General features: G+C 39.6%; 13 protein-coding genes. 6 read left to right on the forward strand and 7 right to left on the reverse strand.

Going from position 1 to position 15,656, the window contains the following annotated elements:
* Positions 1-49 precede the first annotated feature (49 nt).
* The 3 genes from ABIB30_RS08635 to ABIB30_RS08645 form a co-directional block, all read right to left on the reverse strand.
* Positions 50-1,096 (reverse strand): NAD(P)-dependent alcohol dehydrogenase, encoded by a 1,047-nt coding sequence (locus tag ABIB30_RS08635; RefSeq protein WP_354301089.1) that lies wholly within the window; start codon positions 1,094-1,096, stop codon positions 50-52.
* Positions 1,097-1,184: 88 nt separating this feature from the next.
* Entirely contained in the window at positions 1,185-1,460 is a 276-nt protein-coding gene (locus ABIB30_RS08640) for a LytR/AlgR family response regulator transcription factor (protein WP_354301091.1), read from the reverse strand.
* Positions 1,461-1,649: 189 nt separating this feature from the next.
* Positions 1,650-2,594: an NADP-dependent oxidoreductase gene (locus tag ABIB30_RS08645; protein WP_354301093.1), complete on the reverse strand. Its 945-nt coding sequence runs from the start codon at positions 2,592-2,594 to the stop codon at positions 1,650-1,652.
* A gap of 174 nt (positions 2,595-2,768) precedes the next feature.
* Here ABIB30_RS08645 and ABIB30_RS08650 point away from each other — a divergent pair, with 174 nt between their 5' ends.
* The 4 genes from ABIB30_RS08650 (at position 2,769) to ABIB30_RS08665 (ending at position 6,617) form a co-directional block, all read left to right on the forward strand.
* Complete coding sequence (locus ABIB30_RS08650) at positions 2,769-3,605, forward strand: mechanosensitive ion channel family protein (protein WP_354301094.1); 837 nt, start codon at positions 2,769-2,771, stop codon at positions 3,603-3,605.
* 138 nt (positions 3,606-3,743) lie between these two features.
* On the forward strand, positions 3,744-4,583 hold the full coding sequence (locus tag ABIB30_RS08655; protein WP_354301097.1) for an alpha/beta hydrolase: 840 nt from the start codon (positions 3,744-3,746) through the stop codon (positions 4,581-4,583).
* A gap of 159 nt (positions 4,584-4,742) precedes the next feature.
* Positions 4,743-5,552: an AraC family transcriptional regulator gene (locus ABIB30_RS08660; RefSeq protein WP_354301099.1), complete on the forward strand. Its 810-nt coding sequence runs from the start codon at positions 4,743-4,745 to the stop codon at positions 5,550-5,552.
* A 117-nt stretch (positions 5,553-5,669) separates the two neighbouring features.
* Entirely contained in the window at positions 5,670-6,617 is a 948-nt protein-coding gene (locus tag ABIB30_RS08665; protein ID WP_354301101.1) for a nitrilase family protein, read from the forward strand.
* On the opposite strand, the gene ABIB30_RS08670 is transcribed toward ABIB30_RS08665, so the two are convergent.
* On the reverse strand, positions 6,607-7,278 hold the full coding sequence (locus ABIB30_RS08670) for a response regulator transcription factor (protein WP_354301102.1): 672 nt from the start codon (positions 7,276-7,278) through the stop codon (positions 6,607-6,609). The genes ABIB30_RS08665 and ABIB30_RS08670 overlap by 11 nt on opposite strands.
* A complete protein-coding gene (locus tag ABIB30_RS08675) occupies positions 7,275-8,708 on the reverse strand; it encodes a sensor histidine kinase (protein WP_354301104.1) in 1,434 nt (477 codons plus the stop codon). The genes ABIB30_RS08670 and ABIB30_RS08675 overlap by 4 nt, the downstream gene beginning before the upstream one ends.
* Before the next feature lie 138 nt (positions 8,709-8,846).
* On the opposite strand from ABIB30_RS08675, the gene ABIB30_RS08680 reads away from it, so the two are divergent.
* Together ABIB30_RS08680 and ABIB30_RS08685 are read left to right on the forward strand one after the other, a co-directional pair.
* Positions 8,847-10,199 carry a DUF4270 family protein gene (locus ABIB30_RS08680; protein ID WP_354301106.1) on the forward strand — a complete coding sequence of 451 codons (1,353 nt, stop codon included), beginning with the start codon at positions 8,847-8,849 and terminating at the stop codon, positions 10,197-10,199.
* 11 nt (positions 10,200-10,210) lie between these two features.
* The gene (locus ABIB30_RS08685; RefSeq protein ID WP_354301108.1) at positions 10,211-11,200 is read left to right on the forward strand and encodes a Kelch repeat-containing protein; all 990 of its coding nucleotides are present in this window, start codon (positions 10,211-10,213) and stop codon (positions 11,198-11,200) included.
* A 70-nt stretch (positions 11,201-11,270) separates the two neighbouring features.
* Here ABIB30_RS08685 and ABIB30_RS08690 read toward each other — a convergent pair whose 3' ends face one another.
* Both ABIB30_RS08690 and ABIB30_RS08695 read right to left on the reverse strand, forming a co-directional pair.
* On the reverse strand, positions 11,271-12,623 hold the full coding sequence (locus tag ABIB30_RS08690; protein ID WP_354301110.1) for a RagB/SusD family nutrient uptake outer membrane protein: 1,353 nt from the start codon (positions 12,621-12,623) through the stop codon (positions 11,271-11,273).
* A gap of 18 nt (positions 12,624-12,641) precedes the next feature.
* Positions 12,642-15,599 carry a SusC/RagA family TonB-linked outer membrane protein gene (locus tag ABIB30_RS08695; protein ID WP_354301112.1) on the reverse strand — a complete coding sequence of 986 codons (2,958 nt, stop codon included), beginning with the start codon at positions 15,597-15,599 and terminating at the stop codon, positions 12,642-12,644.
* Between the last annotated feature and the right edge of the window lie 57 nt (positions 15,600-15,656).

The raw sequence follows: 15,656 nt of genomic DNA on the forward strand, positions 1-15,656 counted from the left end.
GCACTCTAAAAGTGCCTTTTTTTATATCTATTATTAAAATTATGGTTTCCTAATTCAAAGAAGCCATATCAATTACAAAACGATAATGAACATCTCCGGCAAGTGTACGCTCATAGGCTTCGTTGATCTGATCTATATTGATCATTTCTACATCCGAAGTGATATTATGCTCCGCACAGTAATCCAGCATCTCCTGAGTTTCTTTAATTCCTCCTACCAATGAGCCTACCAGACTACGGCGGCCACCAATCAATTGAAACGCCTGCACATCAGAAGGTTTAGGTGGTACACCTAACAAGACCATTACCCCATTGGTGCGTAATAATGCCAGATACTCATTGTAATCATGTTCTGCTGACACGGTATCAATGATATAATCAAAACTGTTAGCCAGTTTTTCCATCGTTTCTTTTTCCGTAGTGATTTCGAAATGATGTGCTCCTAATTGCTGTGCGTCTTTTTCTTTGCTTTTAGAACGGCTCAATACGGTTACTTCTGCTCCCATTGAAGCAGCAATTTTCACAGCCATATGTCCTAATCCACCTAAACCAACAACCGCCAGTTTATCTCCTTTTTTAACATTCCAGTGTTTCAATGGCGAGTAAGTAGTGATTCCTGCACACAATAACGGGGCTACTTTTTCAAGAGGTAATTTATCAGACACACTCAGTACAAATTTCTGTGTCACTACAATATGGCTGGAATACCCACCATAAGTAATTGTTTTTTTATCCTGTAATAGTGAGTTATAGGTTTGTGAATGTCCATTTTCACAATATTGCTCATTGTCTTCTTCGCAGTTTCTGCAATGCCCACAAGAGTCTACAAAACAGCCTACGCCAACAGTATCTCCCACTTTAAAACGGGTCACCTGGTCTCCGACTTTTGTTACTTTTCCAACAATTTCGTGTCCTGGAACTACAGGGTACATTGATCCACCCCATTCGTTTCTGGCGGTATGTATATCTGAATGGCATACACCACAGTATAAAATTTTGATCTCTACATCATCAGCTCCTGGCTCACGACGGTCTAACTGATAGGGAGCAAGTGGTTTATCAGCGCTCTGCGCTGCATAGGATTTTACTGCTTTCATCGTTTTTCAATTATTTAGTGTTATAACAAATATAAAGACAAAAGTTACCGCCATTTTGTTCATTATTTTTTTGTTCGCTTCAAGAGAATTAGCCGCCAGGCTGCACATTCTGCTTATAAACCCTGCCAATTGGCAATTCATGCCCTAATTTTAACTTTACCGTACTGGAAGAATAAGATTCGATATCCTGCGCAAGTACTAGATAAGACTTATGAATTCTGATAAAACCCAGATAAGCATACTGTTCAGCGAACTCCGTCATCCTTTGCAATAAGGTAAAATTCTTAAACCTGCCTACCAGTTTGATATATTCTCCAAACCCTTCTACCCATAGGATATCGGCCAGACGCATCCGCTGAATCATATAATCAGAGTTGAAAGATTTTTAATGAGGCCCGTTCTATTACCAACACCATAGGAAACGCAGCCTGTACTTTAGTGATTGCAAAAAGTGAAAATGAATTTCAGGAAAATAAACCCCGGAGTTTACATTTATAACCTCCGGAGCTCAGTAAAAATGGGTTCAGCAGGAACGCTTAAATAAGTACCATAGTTAAATTACAATAACCGTTTTGCCTAATGCTTTTCCTGTCCGGCTTTTAGCAATCGCCTCTGGAGCTGCGCTTAAAGGAATCGTTTGAACAGGAATCTCAATCTGACCGGCTTCGATCATTTCACTTACACCTTCCAGCAAAGCGACACTGCCTTTGACTTCAAAATTACCTCCGCGGATATTTCTTGCTTTTAGAACTTCTTCATCAGCTGATCCGATGGTTGTCAAAGCAATACCCGCTGGTTTAACCAGTAGCGTAAGCTGATCAAATTCTTCCGGATTACTTGCCAGGTCTATCAAAGCATCTATTCCATCAGGATAAGCAGCTTTGACTTGTGCGCCGAGATTGCCTAGTGAATAGTCAAACGTAGCTGCAGCACCTGCTTTTTTAATGCTTCTTTCTGCCTCATCGCCTCTGGCTGTTGCCAAAACCTTAATTCCGTTTAAAGCTGCAAATACGGTAGCAAATGTACCGACTCCACCTGTAGCACCGACAATCAATAAGGTTTTTTCTTTGACCAGACCGAGTTCTCTGATCAGTTGAAAAGCGGTCATACCAGCTATTGGAAATGCAGCTGCCTGCTCAAAAGATAAGCCTGGAGGCATTTTAGCTACAATAGCTTTTTCAGGTACTGCAATATATTCTGCATAAGTTCCTTCTCCTACCGGTTTATGCATCATCTGCCCATATACTTTATCTCCAACTTTGAAGCGATCGGCACCTTCACCAACCTCTTCAACTACGCCGGCGCCATCTGCACCTAATATCATTGGAAATATATGCGCCATTTTTCCATCGAGCATCCCATCGGCAATACGCCAATCCATTGGATTAAGCCCTGCTGCTTTCAATTTAATCAGGATATATCCTGGTTTTACAACTGGCTTTAAAGTTTCTATTAATTCCGGAGCATCCTTAAATGCTTTGACTACAACTGCTTTCATAGCGATGAATTGTTTTTTTACGGGTAGATGTTTTGTTTTTTATTAAGCCATATATATCGTGCCATAAGTTCAAAAACAGGCAATTTATTGTGATGTGGAAAAAAACATGGCACCATAAATGTTAAATTTAAAACAATCTGCAATAATTGCTTTACAGCTATAAATAAACAACATATGGATAGAATAGAACTCAACTTAGAACGTTTGTTAGATACATTTATCAGCAAACTCCCCACCCTTTTCTTAGCACTGATTACATTATTGATAGGATTCTGGCTCATCAAATTTTTAGTCAGGTTTTTAAATAATCACTTGAATAAAGGAAAAATTGACCTTTCACTCTCTAACTTTTTAATCAGTATTTTAAAAGTCATTCTTTATATCCTTTTATTGGTTACAGTTGCATCAACCCTTGGAATAGAGACGTCATCTTTTGTAGCAATTTTAGCCGCTTCTGGTCTGGCTGTAGGTCTGGCCCTTCAGGGGAGTCTTTCGAATTTCGCGGGTGGGGTATTAATCTTGTTGTTCAAGCCTTTTAAAGTAGGTCACTTTATTTCATCCAGCAACAACGTAAGTGGTACGGTACTAAAAATTGATATCCTTTATACTACTTTAAAAGCAGGCAACGGGACTACGATTTATGCACCAAACGGCCCGCTGGCCAATGCAGTTATCAATAATGTTTCAGATAATATAAACAGGATGCAAGAATATAGTATCGGAATATCTTACAATGCCAATATTGATACCGCAAGAAAAGTTATCCTGAATGTATTGACCAATGACCCATTGATTTTAAAAGACCCTGCTCCGGTTGTTCTGGTCTCTTCACTGGGAGATAACGCGGTTAACCTGACAATCAGATCATGGTCTGCCAATGGCGATTTCTGGCCAACTTATCACCGTAATTTTCAATTACTAAAAGAGGCATTGGATCAACATAACATTGGTATTCCTTATCCGCAACGGGAAATACATATTATACCAGCCAGTACGGATTTAACAGATTAGTACTGCCTGGAAGATAACCAGCAAACCTCAAATTAGAAACCCGCATTCCTGCGAAATAACCGCAGAAATGCGGGTTTTCCCGTTTATTCTCTGGCCTTCATTTTTTTTAATCGTATTTAAAAGTAGTAGCTTTACGCCATGAAGCATTTAACTTTCCTTTTATTATTTATAGCCCTATTCGGTAACGTTTCCAAAAGCCAGAATAAAACTGCCAGCATACAGACTTCAACAAAACCCTTCTCATTAGGGATAACTGATGAAATTCAATCCGCTCAATTAGCAGAAAAAAGAATTTTAAATATCTACTTACCTGAAGGTTATGATCAGGATACTAAAGCGACATACCCGGTTATTTATCTTCTGGATGGGTCTGCCAATGAAGATTTTATCCATATTGCAGGCCTTGTTCAATACTGTACGATGATACAGGCCATGCCTAAATCGATTGTTGTGGGTATCGCAAATATTGACAGAAAAAGAGATTTCACCTTCCCTACTACTGTTCAGCAGGATTTAAAAGATTTCCCAACGACAGGAAAATCAGAAAAATTCATGGCCTTTATGGAAAAGGATTTACAACCATACATTCAGCTGAAATACAGAACCAATGACACAAAAACAATTATTGGTCAATCTTTAGGTGGTTTGTTTGCGACAGAAGTTTTGCTAAAAAAACCTGAGCTTTTCAATAACTATATAATTATCAGTCCAAGCTTATGGTGGGATAATGAATCTCTGCTTGCAAAAGCACCTGAGTTATTAAAATCAGGTTCAGCTAAAAACATCAAAGTATATGTTTCTGTAGGTACAGAAGGTAAAGTTATGGAAAATGATGCAGCCAACTTTGCAGGGGTCTTAAAAAAATCGGCAGACCAGAGTTTCCAGATTACCTTTAACCCTATGCCGGCAGAAAACCACCTGACTATTTTGCACCACAGTGTTTATAAAGCATTTGAAGTGCTGAATGCCAAAAAATAATCAGCTGTTATAAGGATGAGAGAAAAGATGTTAAATCTATTCAATTGCTGGAGAAGCCTGGACCCGGCTATGATAAAGACCTGATGATCGACAACAAAGACCTCTTGCTTACGTTATAAATACAGCAATAAGTCAATAAACACAGCAACAAGCCAATAAATGCAGGTATCGCCTTCCATAGATTTGTCAGCAACGCTTAAGCATTATCTCTTTTTAACTACAAAAAGTGAAGAGGTGAAAAAACTGCGTTTGTTTTCTGACGGAAATACTGGAATGGTATTTTCTTTCAAGAACCCGCTGATTTCACATTTTGCCGGCCCGGGTATACCTGTTGAACTTCCGGATTCCTTTATTTACGGTCAGCTGGATTCTTTTCAGGATTTATACTGCCAGGGAGAAACTTCTTTAATGATTATTGTTTTTCATCCTCATGGGCTGAGTCAAATGCTGGGTGTTCCTTCTCAGGAACTTAAAAATCAACGTATAAATGCTGAAGACCTCTTTGGGGCCAAGGGTGCAGCACTTTATGAAAAACTGTCCGACAGCACTGCAATTACCAGTAAAATTACTTTGGCTGAAGACTTTTTCAGAAAACTAATGGCTAGCAGGCAGCTTCCTGATCAGCCATTAATCTTAGCTTCCCTTAACTTTATTACTCAAAATAAAGGTTTACTTCCGGTCAGTAAATTAGCCGCTTTTACTGGCTACCATGAAAGAACACTGGAAAGAGCCTTTATAACCAATATCGGGATCAGTCCAAAAAGATTCAGTACCATTGTAAAACTGCATGTATTTCTGAAACAACTCAGAGATAAACCAATTCAGGAAAACCTGACTGCATTAGGGCATGAGGCCGGATATTACGATCAGCCACATTTAATACGTGAATTCAAGAAACATACAGGGTTAACGCCCGGTCAATATAGCAGTATTGCTGATCCGCTGGCTATCAATTTTCTGAGTTATTAGCCCCATAAACCGGATTATAAAGCTGATTAATCTGGTCACCTGGCTAATTTATCACTTGTCGGATTTGTACATTTTTCTGGAACCCCTACCCGATACCTTTGTCTAAAACAGATAAAGATGGAAAACCTTAAAATTGCTACAGCACAATTTGAGCACAAAAGTGGAGATAAATACTACAACCTGTCGGTTATAGATGATCTGGCCGGGAAGGCTTCTAAAGATGGTGCACAGGTCATTGCTTTTCATGAATGTTCGATAACCGGTTATACTTTTGCCAGAAATCTTTCTAAAATACAAATGCTTGAGCTGGCAGAACTTATTCCTTCGGGAGAAAGTATTTTAGCGCTTACAGCAATAGCAACCAAACATAATATTACCGTTCTGGCTGGTCTTTTTGAGAAAGATGAAGCCGATAATTTATTTAAAGCCTATGTGTGCGTTGACAAAAATGGGTTGGTTGCCAAGTTTAGAAAACTACATCCTTTTATAAATTCTTTCCTTACACCAGGCGATGAATACTGCGTTTTTGAGCTTTACGGCTGGAAGTGCGGAATTTTGATTTGCTATGACAATAACATTATTGAAAACGTAAGAGCAACCAGGCTTTTAGGTGCAGATATTATTTTTATGCCGCATGTGACCATGTGTACGCCTTCTACCAGACCTGGAGCAGGGTTTGTAGATCCGGCACTCTGGGAAAATAGAGAAAATGATCCAACCTCACTCCGCCTGGAGTTTGAAGGGATGAAAGGCCGCGACTGGTTAATGAAATGGCTACCGGCCAGAGCTTACGATAATGCAATTTATACAGTGTTCGCTAACCCGATCGGGATGGATGATGACCAATTAAAAAATGGATGTTCCATGATTATTGATCCTTTCGGAGATGTTCTTACCGAATGCAAAACTTTAGGTGATGATTATGTAATAGCGGTGCTTACCCCTGAAAAATTAATTCAAGCAGGGGGGCATCGTTATATCCAGGCCAGAAGACCCGAGCTTTACAAAGATATTATCGGAAGCCCACATCAATCAGAACAAAAAGTAGTCTGGCTTAGTGAATAACCAGCATATAGCCTACCCCTCTGATATTCACTATCTCTATATTGGGGTCTGATTTAAGATAAGAACGAAGCCTGGAAATAAAAACGTCCAGGCTTCTTCCGGTAAAAAAGCTTTCATACTCCCATAATTCAGATAAGATATCAGCTCTTTTTACGATCTGGTTTTGATGCTCAACCAGCATTCTCAATAGTTCAGATTCCCGGTACGATATCTTTTTTTCTTTCCCATTGCTAGAGAGTTTACTATACACGGTATCAAATTGATAAGCTCCGATAGTATACAGACTTGTACTATTCTTTTCCAACCGCTTTAGCTGTACTTCCATTCTTACAATCAATTCCTCTATACTATAAGGTTTTTTCATATAATCACTTCCGCCAATTCCAAATCCTTTTAGCACATCGGCAGTCTGAACCCGGGCAGTTACAAATATGATGGGAACCTGGTCATCTATTTCCCGGATTTTCCTGGCAAGATCAAAACCATCCAGTTCAGGAACCATGACATCTAGAACAACAATATCTGGTCTGGACTTTGTAAAGTGCTGATAGGCATCTGCGCCATTCGTGTAATGAGTTACACCATACCCTTTGAATTGTAAACAGTCTGAAACAATCTGAGCCAGATCTATTTCATCTTCTACGAATAATATATCGGTCATGTTTTTAAAAGTTTAACAGGAATTAAAATAGTAAAAATACAGCCATTGCCTTCCCGGCTGTAAAGTGAAATCGTACCCTGATGTTGTTCAGCGACTTGTTTAACATAAGCCAGGCCTAAGCCAAATCCTTTAATACGCTGCAATCTTTTATCTGGTACTCTGAAGAACTGATCAAAAACACTTTTCTGATAGACTTCAGGAATGCCAATCCCCTGATCACTCACCGTCAGCGCCCATCCCTTTTTAGTCAGATAACTTCTGATGGTTATTTTGGGCCTGGTCAGGGAATATTTAATCGCATTATCAATGAGATTTCTCACTGCATTTCCAAGATGAATAGGGTCGGCAAGAATTTCGGGAAAATTGTCAGCATATAATTCTATACTAGCCGGATCATCTGCTAAAGAATATTTTTTAATAATTTCTTCTATCAAATGATTCACATTGATCTGCTCTTTAAATAAAACCATTTTATGGTGTTCAAAAACTGAAAGTTCCAGGATCATCTCTATTAGCCTGGAAAGATGATCTAACTCATTTTTTGAGACATTTAAATACAAGCTGGTTTTGTCTTTATCTTCGAGCACTTCATAATTTCTCATTGCTTCAATGGCAACAGAAACCGTTGACAAAGGCGTTTTCAATTCATGGGTCATGTTATTGATCATATCATTTTTTACAACTGATAGTTTTCTTTGCATAAAAATGGTGATCAGCATATAAATAAAACAAGAGGTGGTAAACAAGATCAGTAAAATTGAGGCCCCAAATTGCCATTTCATCTTTTGCAGCACATAGAATAAAGGTGCTTTATAAGGAACTGCCTGGTAAACTTCCGCTTTACCCTGTTCGGTAACTTCGTAATTCCCATCAGGTCTTTTGAGCTCAACAGTCGCAGCTCTTGGTACTGCCTGCAAATCAAGAGTAGTAGCCGCAGGTATGGTTTGAAGCACATCACTTGTAGCTATTGATGTGCTTTGAAAAGCAGCAGGCGCAGTTCCGGGTCCTCTTTGTAAAGCAGCACGGAGGCCACTGGAAGTTCTTTGGAAAGAAGCATGTGTAGATCCGGGTGCTGTAACAGCAATCCTGGGGCTTAAAGTAGTCATACTATCCATTTTTGGATAATATCTTGGCACAACCTTCATTGCTATAGTTGCCGGGTAGGCAACAATAGCCGGTAATCTTGCAGTCCTGCGGGCAAAATCCTGACTGTCAGACGCATTGATGGTAGTTGAATAAGCAATAATAGATTTAGCATTTGTAAGTACCGAAGGGGCATCAGCAGGCATAAACACATCAAAGTCTGTAGAAAAAAGAGGTTGTCCGCTATAATAAGTATAATCTTTGTACAACCAGACCCCTTGTGTAAGTATCACCCCAAGGATACAAAATGTCATGAAGCCTAAGATATATTTAATTCGGTTAGTCATAGTCCGCTAGCTTTTCTCATGCCAGCAAATGTAATTTTCATCTGTTAAGTAATCGTATCACTTAACGTATTTTAACATATTGTAACTTTCATTAACACTATTCCAACTCATATTTGACCAAATAATTTTAGTTAAAATATGAGAAATACCGCTACTATTTACAGGTTAACCTGCCTGGCAATTGTTTTTCCCCTCCTTATTGCCGCCTGTAAAAAGGGAGAACATATCAGCCCGGGAAATCAAGAGGAGATCCATGTGGAAACCGTAGATACCGTTACAGTGAAGGCTTCAACTTTCCTGCTGGATTCTGTACCTACTTCAAATCAAAAGTTGATACTGATTGGCCAAACAGACGATAAGGATTTCGGAAAATTAAAGGCCTCCTCTTATCTGCAACTTACCCCTCCTGCGTTAACTGATGCTCTTATTCCAAAAGGTGCTGCTTTCGACACGTTTACCATTGTATTAAAGTATAATAAGTACTTCTCTGGTGATACCCTCGCTCCCCAGAAATATGCTGTCCACCGGATGACAGAAGACATGATTTTGCGTAAAATCCCCGGACCGGTAGAAAATGAAGAAGTACCCGTTTATGTAAAAGGACAGGCTTTATATAGTACCACGACCTTCAAACACGATGCTGCCCCAATTGGAAATCTCGACTTACAGGTAAAGCCTGCTAGTGGAGACAGTGTGATCATTACGCTGAATGAAGCACTGGGAAGAGAGTTTCTGGATTTAATGACTAAAAAAGATCCTCGTTTTGCGAGTGAAGAAGAATTTCTTAAATATTTCAAAGGAATGGTTTTTAAAACCACCCAAGGCAATAGCATCACCGGGTTTAAAGCAGACCAGGTTAAAATGTACCTGGGTTACAACTACTTCGATGCGGCAGGCTTTTCCAAAAAAGGCAGGGTAACCTTCTCAGGAAAATTCACAGATTATCAATTTAATCATTTTGATACTGACAGAAGCCAGACCAAACTCAGTGCACTGAGCCGTACCAACCGTGAAATCAGTTCAGAACGTACGGGTCAGCAACTTTTTTTACAGGGAGGTACTGGTTTAGTAACTAAACTCAAATTCCCGACACTGGTAAATTTCCTGAATGAAAGCAAAAAAGTGGTGAACAAAGTAGAGTTACTGATTGAAACAAAGCCTACCTATTATTCAATTTTCAAAGCACCGCCTTCACTCCTGCTCTGGGTAGCAAATTCGGCCAATGTCCCAAAAATGGTGTTGCCGAACAATTACAAAGAAGGGGATCAAATTGCAGCATTTGAGCCTGGTAATGATGTAGGCTCAACAGGAAAATACAAATTTCTGCTCACACAGTATACTGACCAGTTAAAAAAAGGAACTTATAAGACTAACTCTTTAATGCTCAGTGTTCCGGCAGATCAGCTATTGGGTTCATTAAACAGGGCACAGCTCTCTACCAGTGAAACTGCCTTGTCCATCAAGCTTATAATTACATACACTAAATATTAAATTCTAAAAAAATGATTAAAAAACTATTATCAGCTTCCTTTATGATCGCCATTTTATTATTGGGAAGTTGTAAGAAGGACAAAAATGAAGACCCTAAAGAATGGGTAAAAGGATCGGATTTTGAAGGCTCTCCCCGCAGCGCGGCAGCGAGTTTTATTATAGATGGAAAAGCTTATGTAGCCGGAGGGTTTAATGGTGATAAACGGTTGAATGACCTTTGGATGTATGATCCTAAATTAACAAACTGGTTTAAAATTGGTGATACTGGTTTTCCAGGTGATGCCAGGAATTATGCGGTCGGATTTAGTGTAGGTGGTAAAGGGTATGTAGGAACTGGTACAGATGGAACTAATTCTTTCAAAGATTTCTATCAGTTTACGCCAGAAACCAAACAGTGGAAAAAGATTGCAGATTTTCCGGGTGACGCACGGTATGGCGCAATTGCCTTTTCAGGCAGTGGCAAAGGATATGTTGGATCAGGAACTTCAATTAATGGTGATCTTAAAGATTTTTACAGCTATAACCCCGCCTCAGACAGCTGGACGCAGGTAACAAGTTTACCAGGTACAAAAAGGGCTTATGCTTTTACTTTTACAATCGGGGATCTTACTTATATCGGCAGTGGTTCCAATAACGGCGCAAACCTGTCAGATCTATGGAGTTACAATACAGCCAATGATGTCTGGACAAAAAAGAATGATATCTATAGAGATGATAAAATTGAAAGTAATAAAAAGTATCAATATGATCTGAGACGCAGATCTGCTGCGACCTTTACCATTGGCCAGAAGGCTTATATTACCGGAGGAATAACCAGCGGAATAACCGGAACAACCTGGGCTTATGATCCATCGATAGATTATTGGGAACAACACCAGGATTTTGGAGGGGTTGCACGTGAAGCAGCAGTTGGTTTCGGTATCGCAGACAAGGGTTACGTGACCATTGGCAAAAACGGAAGTCACTTCGATGACCTTTGGATATTCACCCCTAACAAATAATAAAAAGTATTATTTAATAGATTAATTAACTGACCGCCATCCAATAAGGCGGTCAGTTTTTTCAATTTATTTATTTGTTGTAAGTATCCCAGTTCACTTCACTCGAAGGTCTTTCTAATTGTGTAAATACGCTTCCTCCATCCAATGTAATATTGATTTCATTCAATCGGTTATATCTTCTTAAATCAAACCAACGATGTCCAGCAGGCTCAAACCATAGAGAATATCTTCTTTGAAATAAGATTTCAGTAATTAATGCGTCCAGGTTCTTCTCGCCACTATAAACTGCAAGATTAGCTGAAGTCCTGATTCTGTTGATTGCTGTGACCGCATCATCGAAACGGCCCAACTGAGCTGAAGCTTCTGCATAAATCAAGATCAATTCTTCATTCCTGATATAAGGAACAGGCGAAGTATTTGATGTCCAGCGTTTATCCTGATATAAACTGGACAACGGAATAGTTCCCACCGTATTAATCAATGGGGTAGTCCTCACAAAAATCTTCCTTGTAATTCTGGAATCACCCGGCAAAGCATCTTTCACAAAAGATGGATGTACAACAGGTAAATTACTTACATTGGCATTCAATACATAATAAAATGGGTTAAACGGTTCTGGCGGAGCTCCGTAAACATGAGCAGGCCCCAGATCCAGATCACCAGAAAGGTTGAAAAAGGATAGTTTCAGCGCGTCTAATGCGCCTTGCCAGTCTTTTTGATAAATCGCAGTCCTCGCTGCCAATGCCCGGTTAACTTTTGCCAGTCCGGCGGGCGAGCTGAAAGGGGCATAACCGGCAGTCAGTTTAAAGGGTAAGGTCGTCCCTGCTTTTATTAAATCAGTATAACCATCCGATAAAATAGACTGAATTGCTTTTAAGGCTTCTTCATAAGAAACAAAAGGACCTGGTTTCATTTCATTGGAAACATCTATCCTGATTCCATTTTTATATTGTGAATTTGCCGGCACGAGGTATTGATAACCCTGGATAGTTTTAGCAAATCCGGTATAGGATAATTTTTGTTCCGCTGTAATTGCCGGAGTATTATTTACAGCACGGATCAGTACATCGGCTTGCTTAATAGCTTGATAAGGGCTCACATAAATACTGGATACGCCAAAGAAATCTCCATCCGGCTTTCTTCCACCTAAGCCGAGCCAGAACTGCACGTTCCTGGAATCATTGGAATTAAAGTACCAGACGTCTCTTGCGAAAGTACCAAAAGCATTTTGAGCAGCGATCACATAATCTGCACTCCTGGATTCCAGTCCAGAAACCAGATTTTGTAATTGTGCGCTATTTGCATTGTCAGTCACACTAACAATAGATGGGTTATTTGGGTCCGGAATGTTATCAAGTTTGCAGGACGCAACAAATAAAACAAAGCCAAACGTGATATAAGTAATAATTGATTGATTTTTCATCTGAATATTTTTTTGAGCTTAAAATTCTACTCTTACGTTAAATAAAAACCTTTTTGACGAAGGATAATTGAACAAGTCTGTTCCTGTATTAATAGCATTGGTTCCAAAACTTGAAACTTCAGGATCGTATCCTTTATATTTAGTAATCAGGAATAAATTGCTGGCTGAAACTCCAAAACGAACATTTTGAACCGTATTTTTAAAGACCCTCTGCGTGAATACTTGTGGCAAGCTATAACTCAATGCGACTTCTCTTAAACGGACATAACCAGCATCCTGAACATAAACCCCTGCTCCGGTACCTTGTCTGTCTTTCCCATTTGAAATTCCATTGTGGTTATAATCTTCATTCCAGTCGGCAGAAGTTCCACCGTTATCAGTATTATATAAAGTGATATTCATGATATCCCCTCCTTTTTTCCAGTCGATTAGTGAAGAGAAGGTAAATCCATTCAAAAAGGAAATTGTATTGGTCCAGGAAGTCTGAAAATCGGCCTGAGAATTACCATATACAGTATAGTCTCCATTAGCCAGTTTTGGAACACCAATGATTGTAGTTGGAGAATATCCTTCTTTAATCAGGTAGGTGCCATAACTTGGTCCATAAACTCCTGTGGTATAAGAAGGCACATCGAGCTTAGTGAGCTTACTGGTATTTTTCCAAAAGAGTAAGCGGCTTGTCCAGGTGAAGTTTTTACTGGAGAATGGTGTACCACTTAAGGCAAACTCTACCCCATGATTCACCAGATCTGCAGCATTCACTTTTTTAGTGGTGATCCCGCCTGAGCCTGCAAGTGTCAAGGTCTGGATCAGATCAGTTACTTTTTTGTTATAATAAGTACCTTCCAGCACAATACGGTCACTTAAAAAGCCAATATCAGCTCCTAATTCCAGCTCTCCAGCACGTTCTGGTTTGATATCCGGATTTCCTGCTGAAGCAGAAACTACTGAGCCCACATTCCCGCCAATAACAACAGGGTTAAGTGAAGAGTAGATATCACCAAAACCCGGAACGCCACCAGTTTGTCCATAAGCAGTCCGCAATTTCAACTGACTAATGACCGGGAATTTCCAGAACTCAAATTTGGTCAGATTTACAGCTACGGAAGCCTTAGGGAAGGCATAAAACTTATTCGCATTGCCGTTCAGTGTGGATTTATCAAAACGGACTCCCAAAGTAGTGATTACTTTATCTTCATAATTGATTTCTTCTTGTGCAACGGTACCAAAATCTTTAACAGTCTGGTCTCTTTGCTGAAGCAGAGATTGGATGGCAGCTTGCGAAAGATTTTGTTGTCCGGCTACAAGCCCTCTGCCTCTGTTCAGAATCGAGTTGGCTTGTGTCTGTAAAAAGACTGCACCGACCTGCGTATTGAAATGCACTTTATTAACTTGTTGCCCATAGATTAAAAAGGCCTGAACATTTGCATTGATATCAGTTTCATTCCCTAATACGATATCACCCGGATTAGCCAGACTTTTTTGAGATTGAATATTGTCTGGAAAATATTGTTTGGAACGGCTGCCCAGGTAGTCTACTCCACCTTGCAAAGCTAATTTCAGATTTACATCTTTCTTTTGCAGTAAATAAACATTCAAGTTAGCCGATTGAATAAAGCGGTTGATTTTAGAATTATTAATGGCCTTATCTCTCAGTTCGAGCGGATTTTGATTTTCAGAATATGGATTATCCGGATAAACGCCGTTTACTGGTCTTGGATCAAAATAATTTGGCGTATAGCCAATAATATAACCTAAACTAGTTCCGGACAAGTTTTCATTCCCCGTAAAACCACGATCACTATTGGAATTCAGATAATTAGAAGTCAATGAAAAATTGATCCAATCATCGAATTTATGGTCAAGATTTAACCGGATAGATTTCTTATCAAAGCCTGTGTATTTGATAATTCCATTCTCTTTTGCGACATTTCCTGAGATATAAAACTTAGTTTTTTCGTTACCACCTGATATACTCAGATTACTATTCAGCAGTATCGGGGTTTCTCCATAAATCAGTTTTTCATAAGCTGTTATCCCATTGTTGGCCACCGCATCCTGATAACGTTTCAATTCGGCAGGTTGTGCTGAAGCAGGAAAATAGGACTTAATTTTATCTTCGTTCCAGGAAGCAATACCTACATAGCGCTGTATTTTAGAAAATCCAATGTCCTGGCTCAGGCTCACTCTTGTTTTACCTGCTTTACCTTTTTTTGTGGTGATAATAATAACTCCTGCATTAGCTCTGGTTCCGTAGATAGCAGAAGCTGAGGAGCCTTTCAGAACTTCTACACTTTCTACATCGTCAGGATTAATGTCAGCGATTCTGTTTGCGCCATCATCTTCACTCTGACTTGCGCCCGTAAGTGACCCTCTTCCGGTTCTCAATGTATTGTTGTTCAGATACACACCATCAATGATATAAAGAGGCTGAGAGGCACCTTGTAAAGAGCTGATTCCGCGTAACTGAACAGAGATCCCACCGCCTGGCGCACCACTGTTTGCTCTGATATTAGCTCCGGGAATTTTCCCATATAAAGCTTTATCAATGGTTTGAGGAGGCGTAGTACCGGTCAGCTCTTTGCTGGAAATCGTTGTAACAGCATTAGCCAGATTAGATCTTTTAATACTGGAAGCCAGCCCGGAAACCACGACTTCTTCTAAGGAAGAAATACTTTCGGTCAACTGAATATTGAGCGGGCCGTCTTTCACAGCCGCCGCCTGCTGGTCTAAATAACCAATTGCCCGGAATATTAAAACTGAAGAAGATGGGACATTGACGGTATAATTTCCATTGCTATCAGTGGTAGCGATCCCCTTCCCCCCTTTTAGAGAAACGGAAACGCCAGGAATTCCCAGACCGTCACTGATTGATTTTACGTGTCCGGAAATGGTGAGGTTTTGTGCGGATAGCAGCCGTGGCACAAATAATAAGAGTACGGAAAATAATAAAATTTTAGTAAATTTTAACTTCATGATCAATTTTGTGTGTTTGATTTATTATGGATAAAAAAACATTATCATGGCCTTATT

Origin of the sequence: Pedobacter sp. UYP1 (assembly GCF_040547305.1) — a bacterium.
GTDB lineage: Bacteria > Bacteroidota > Bacteroidia > Sphingobacteriales > Sphingobacteriaceae > Pedobacter.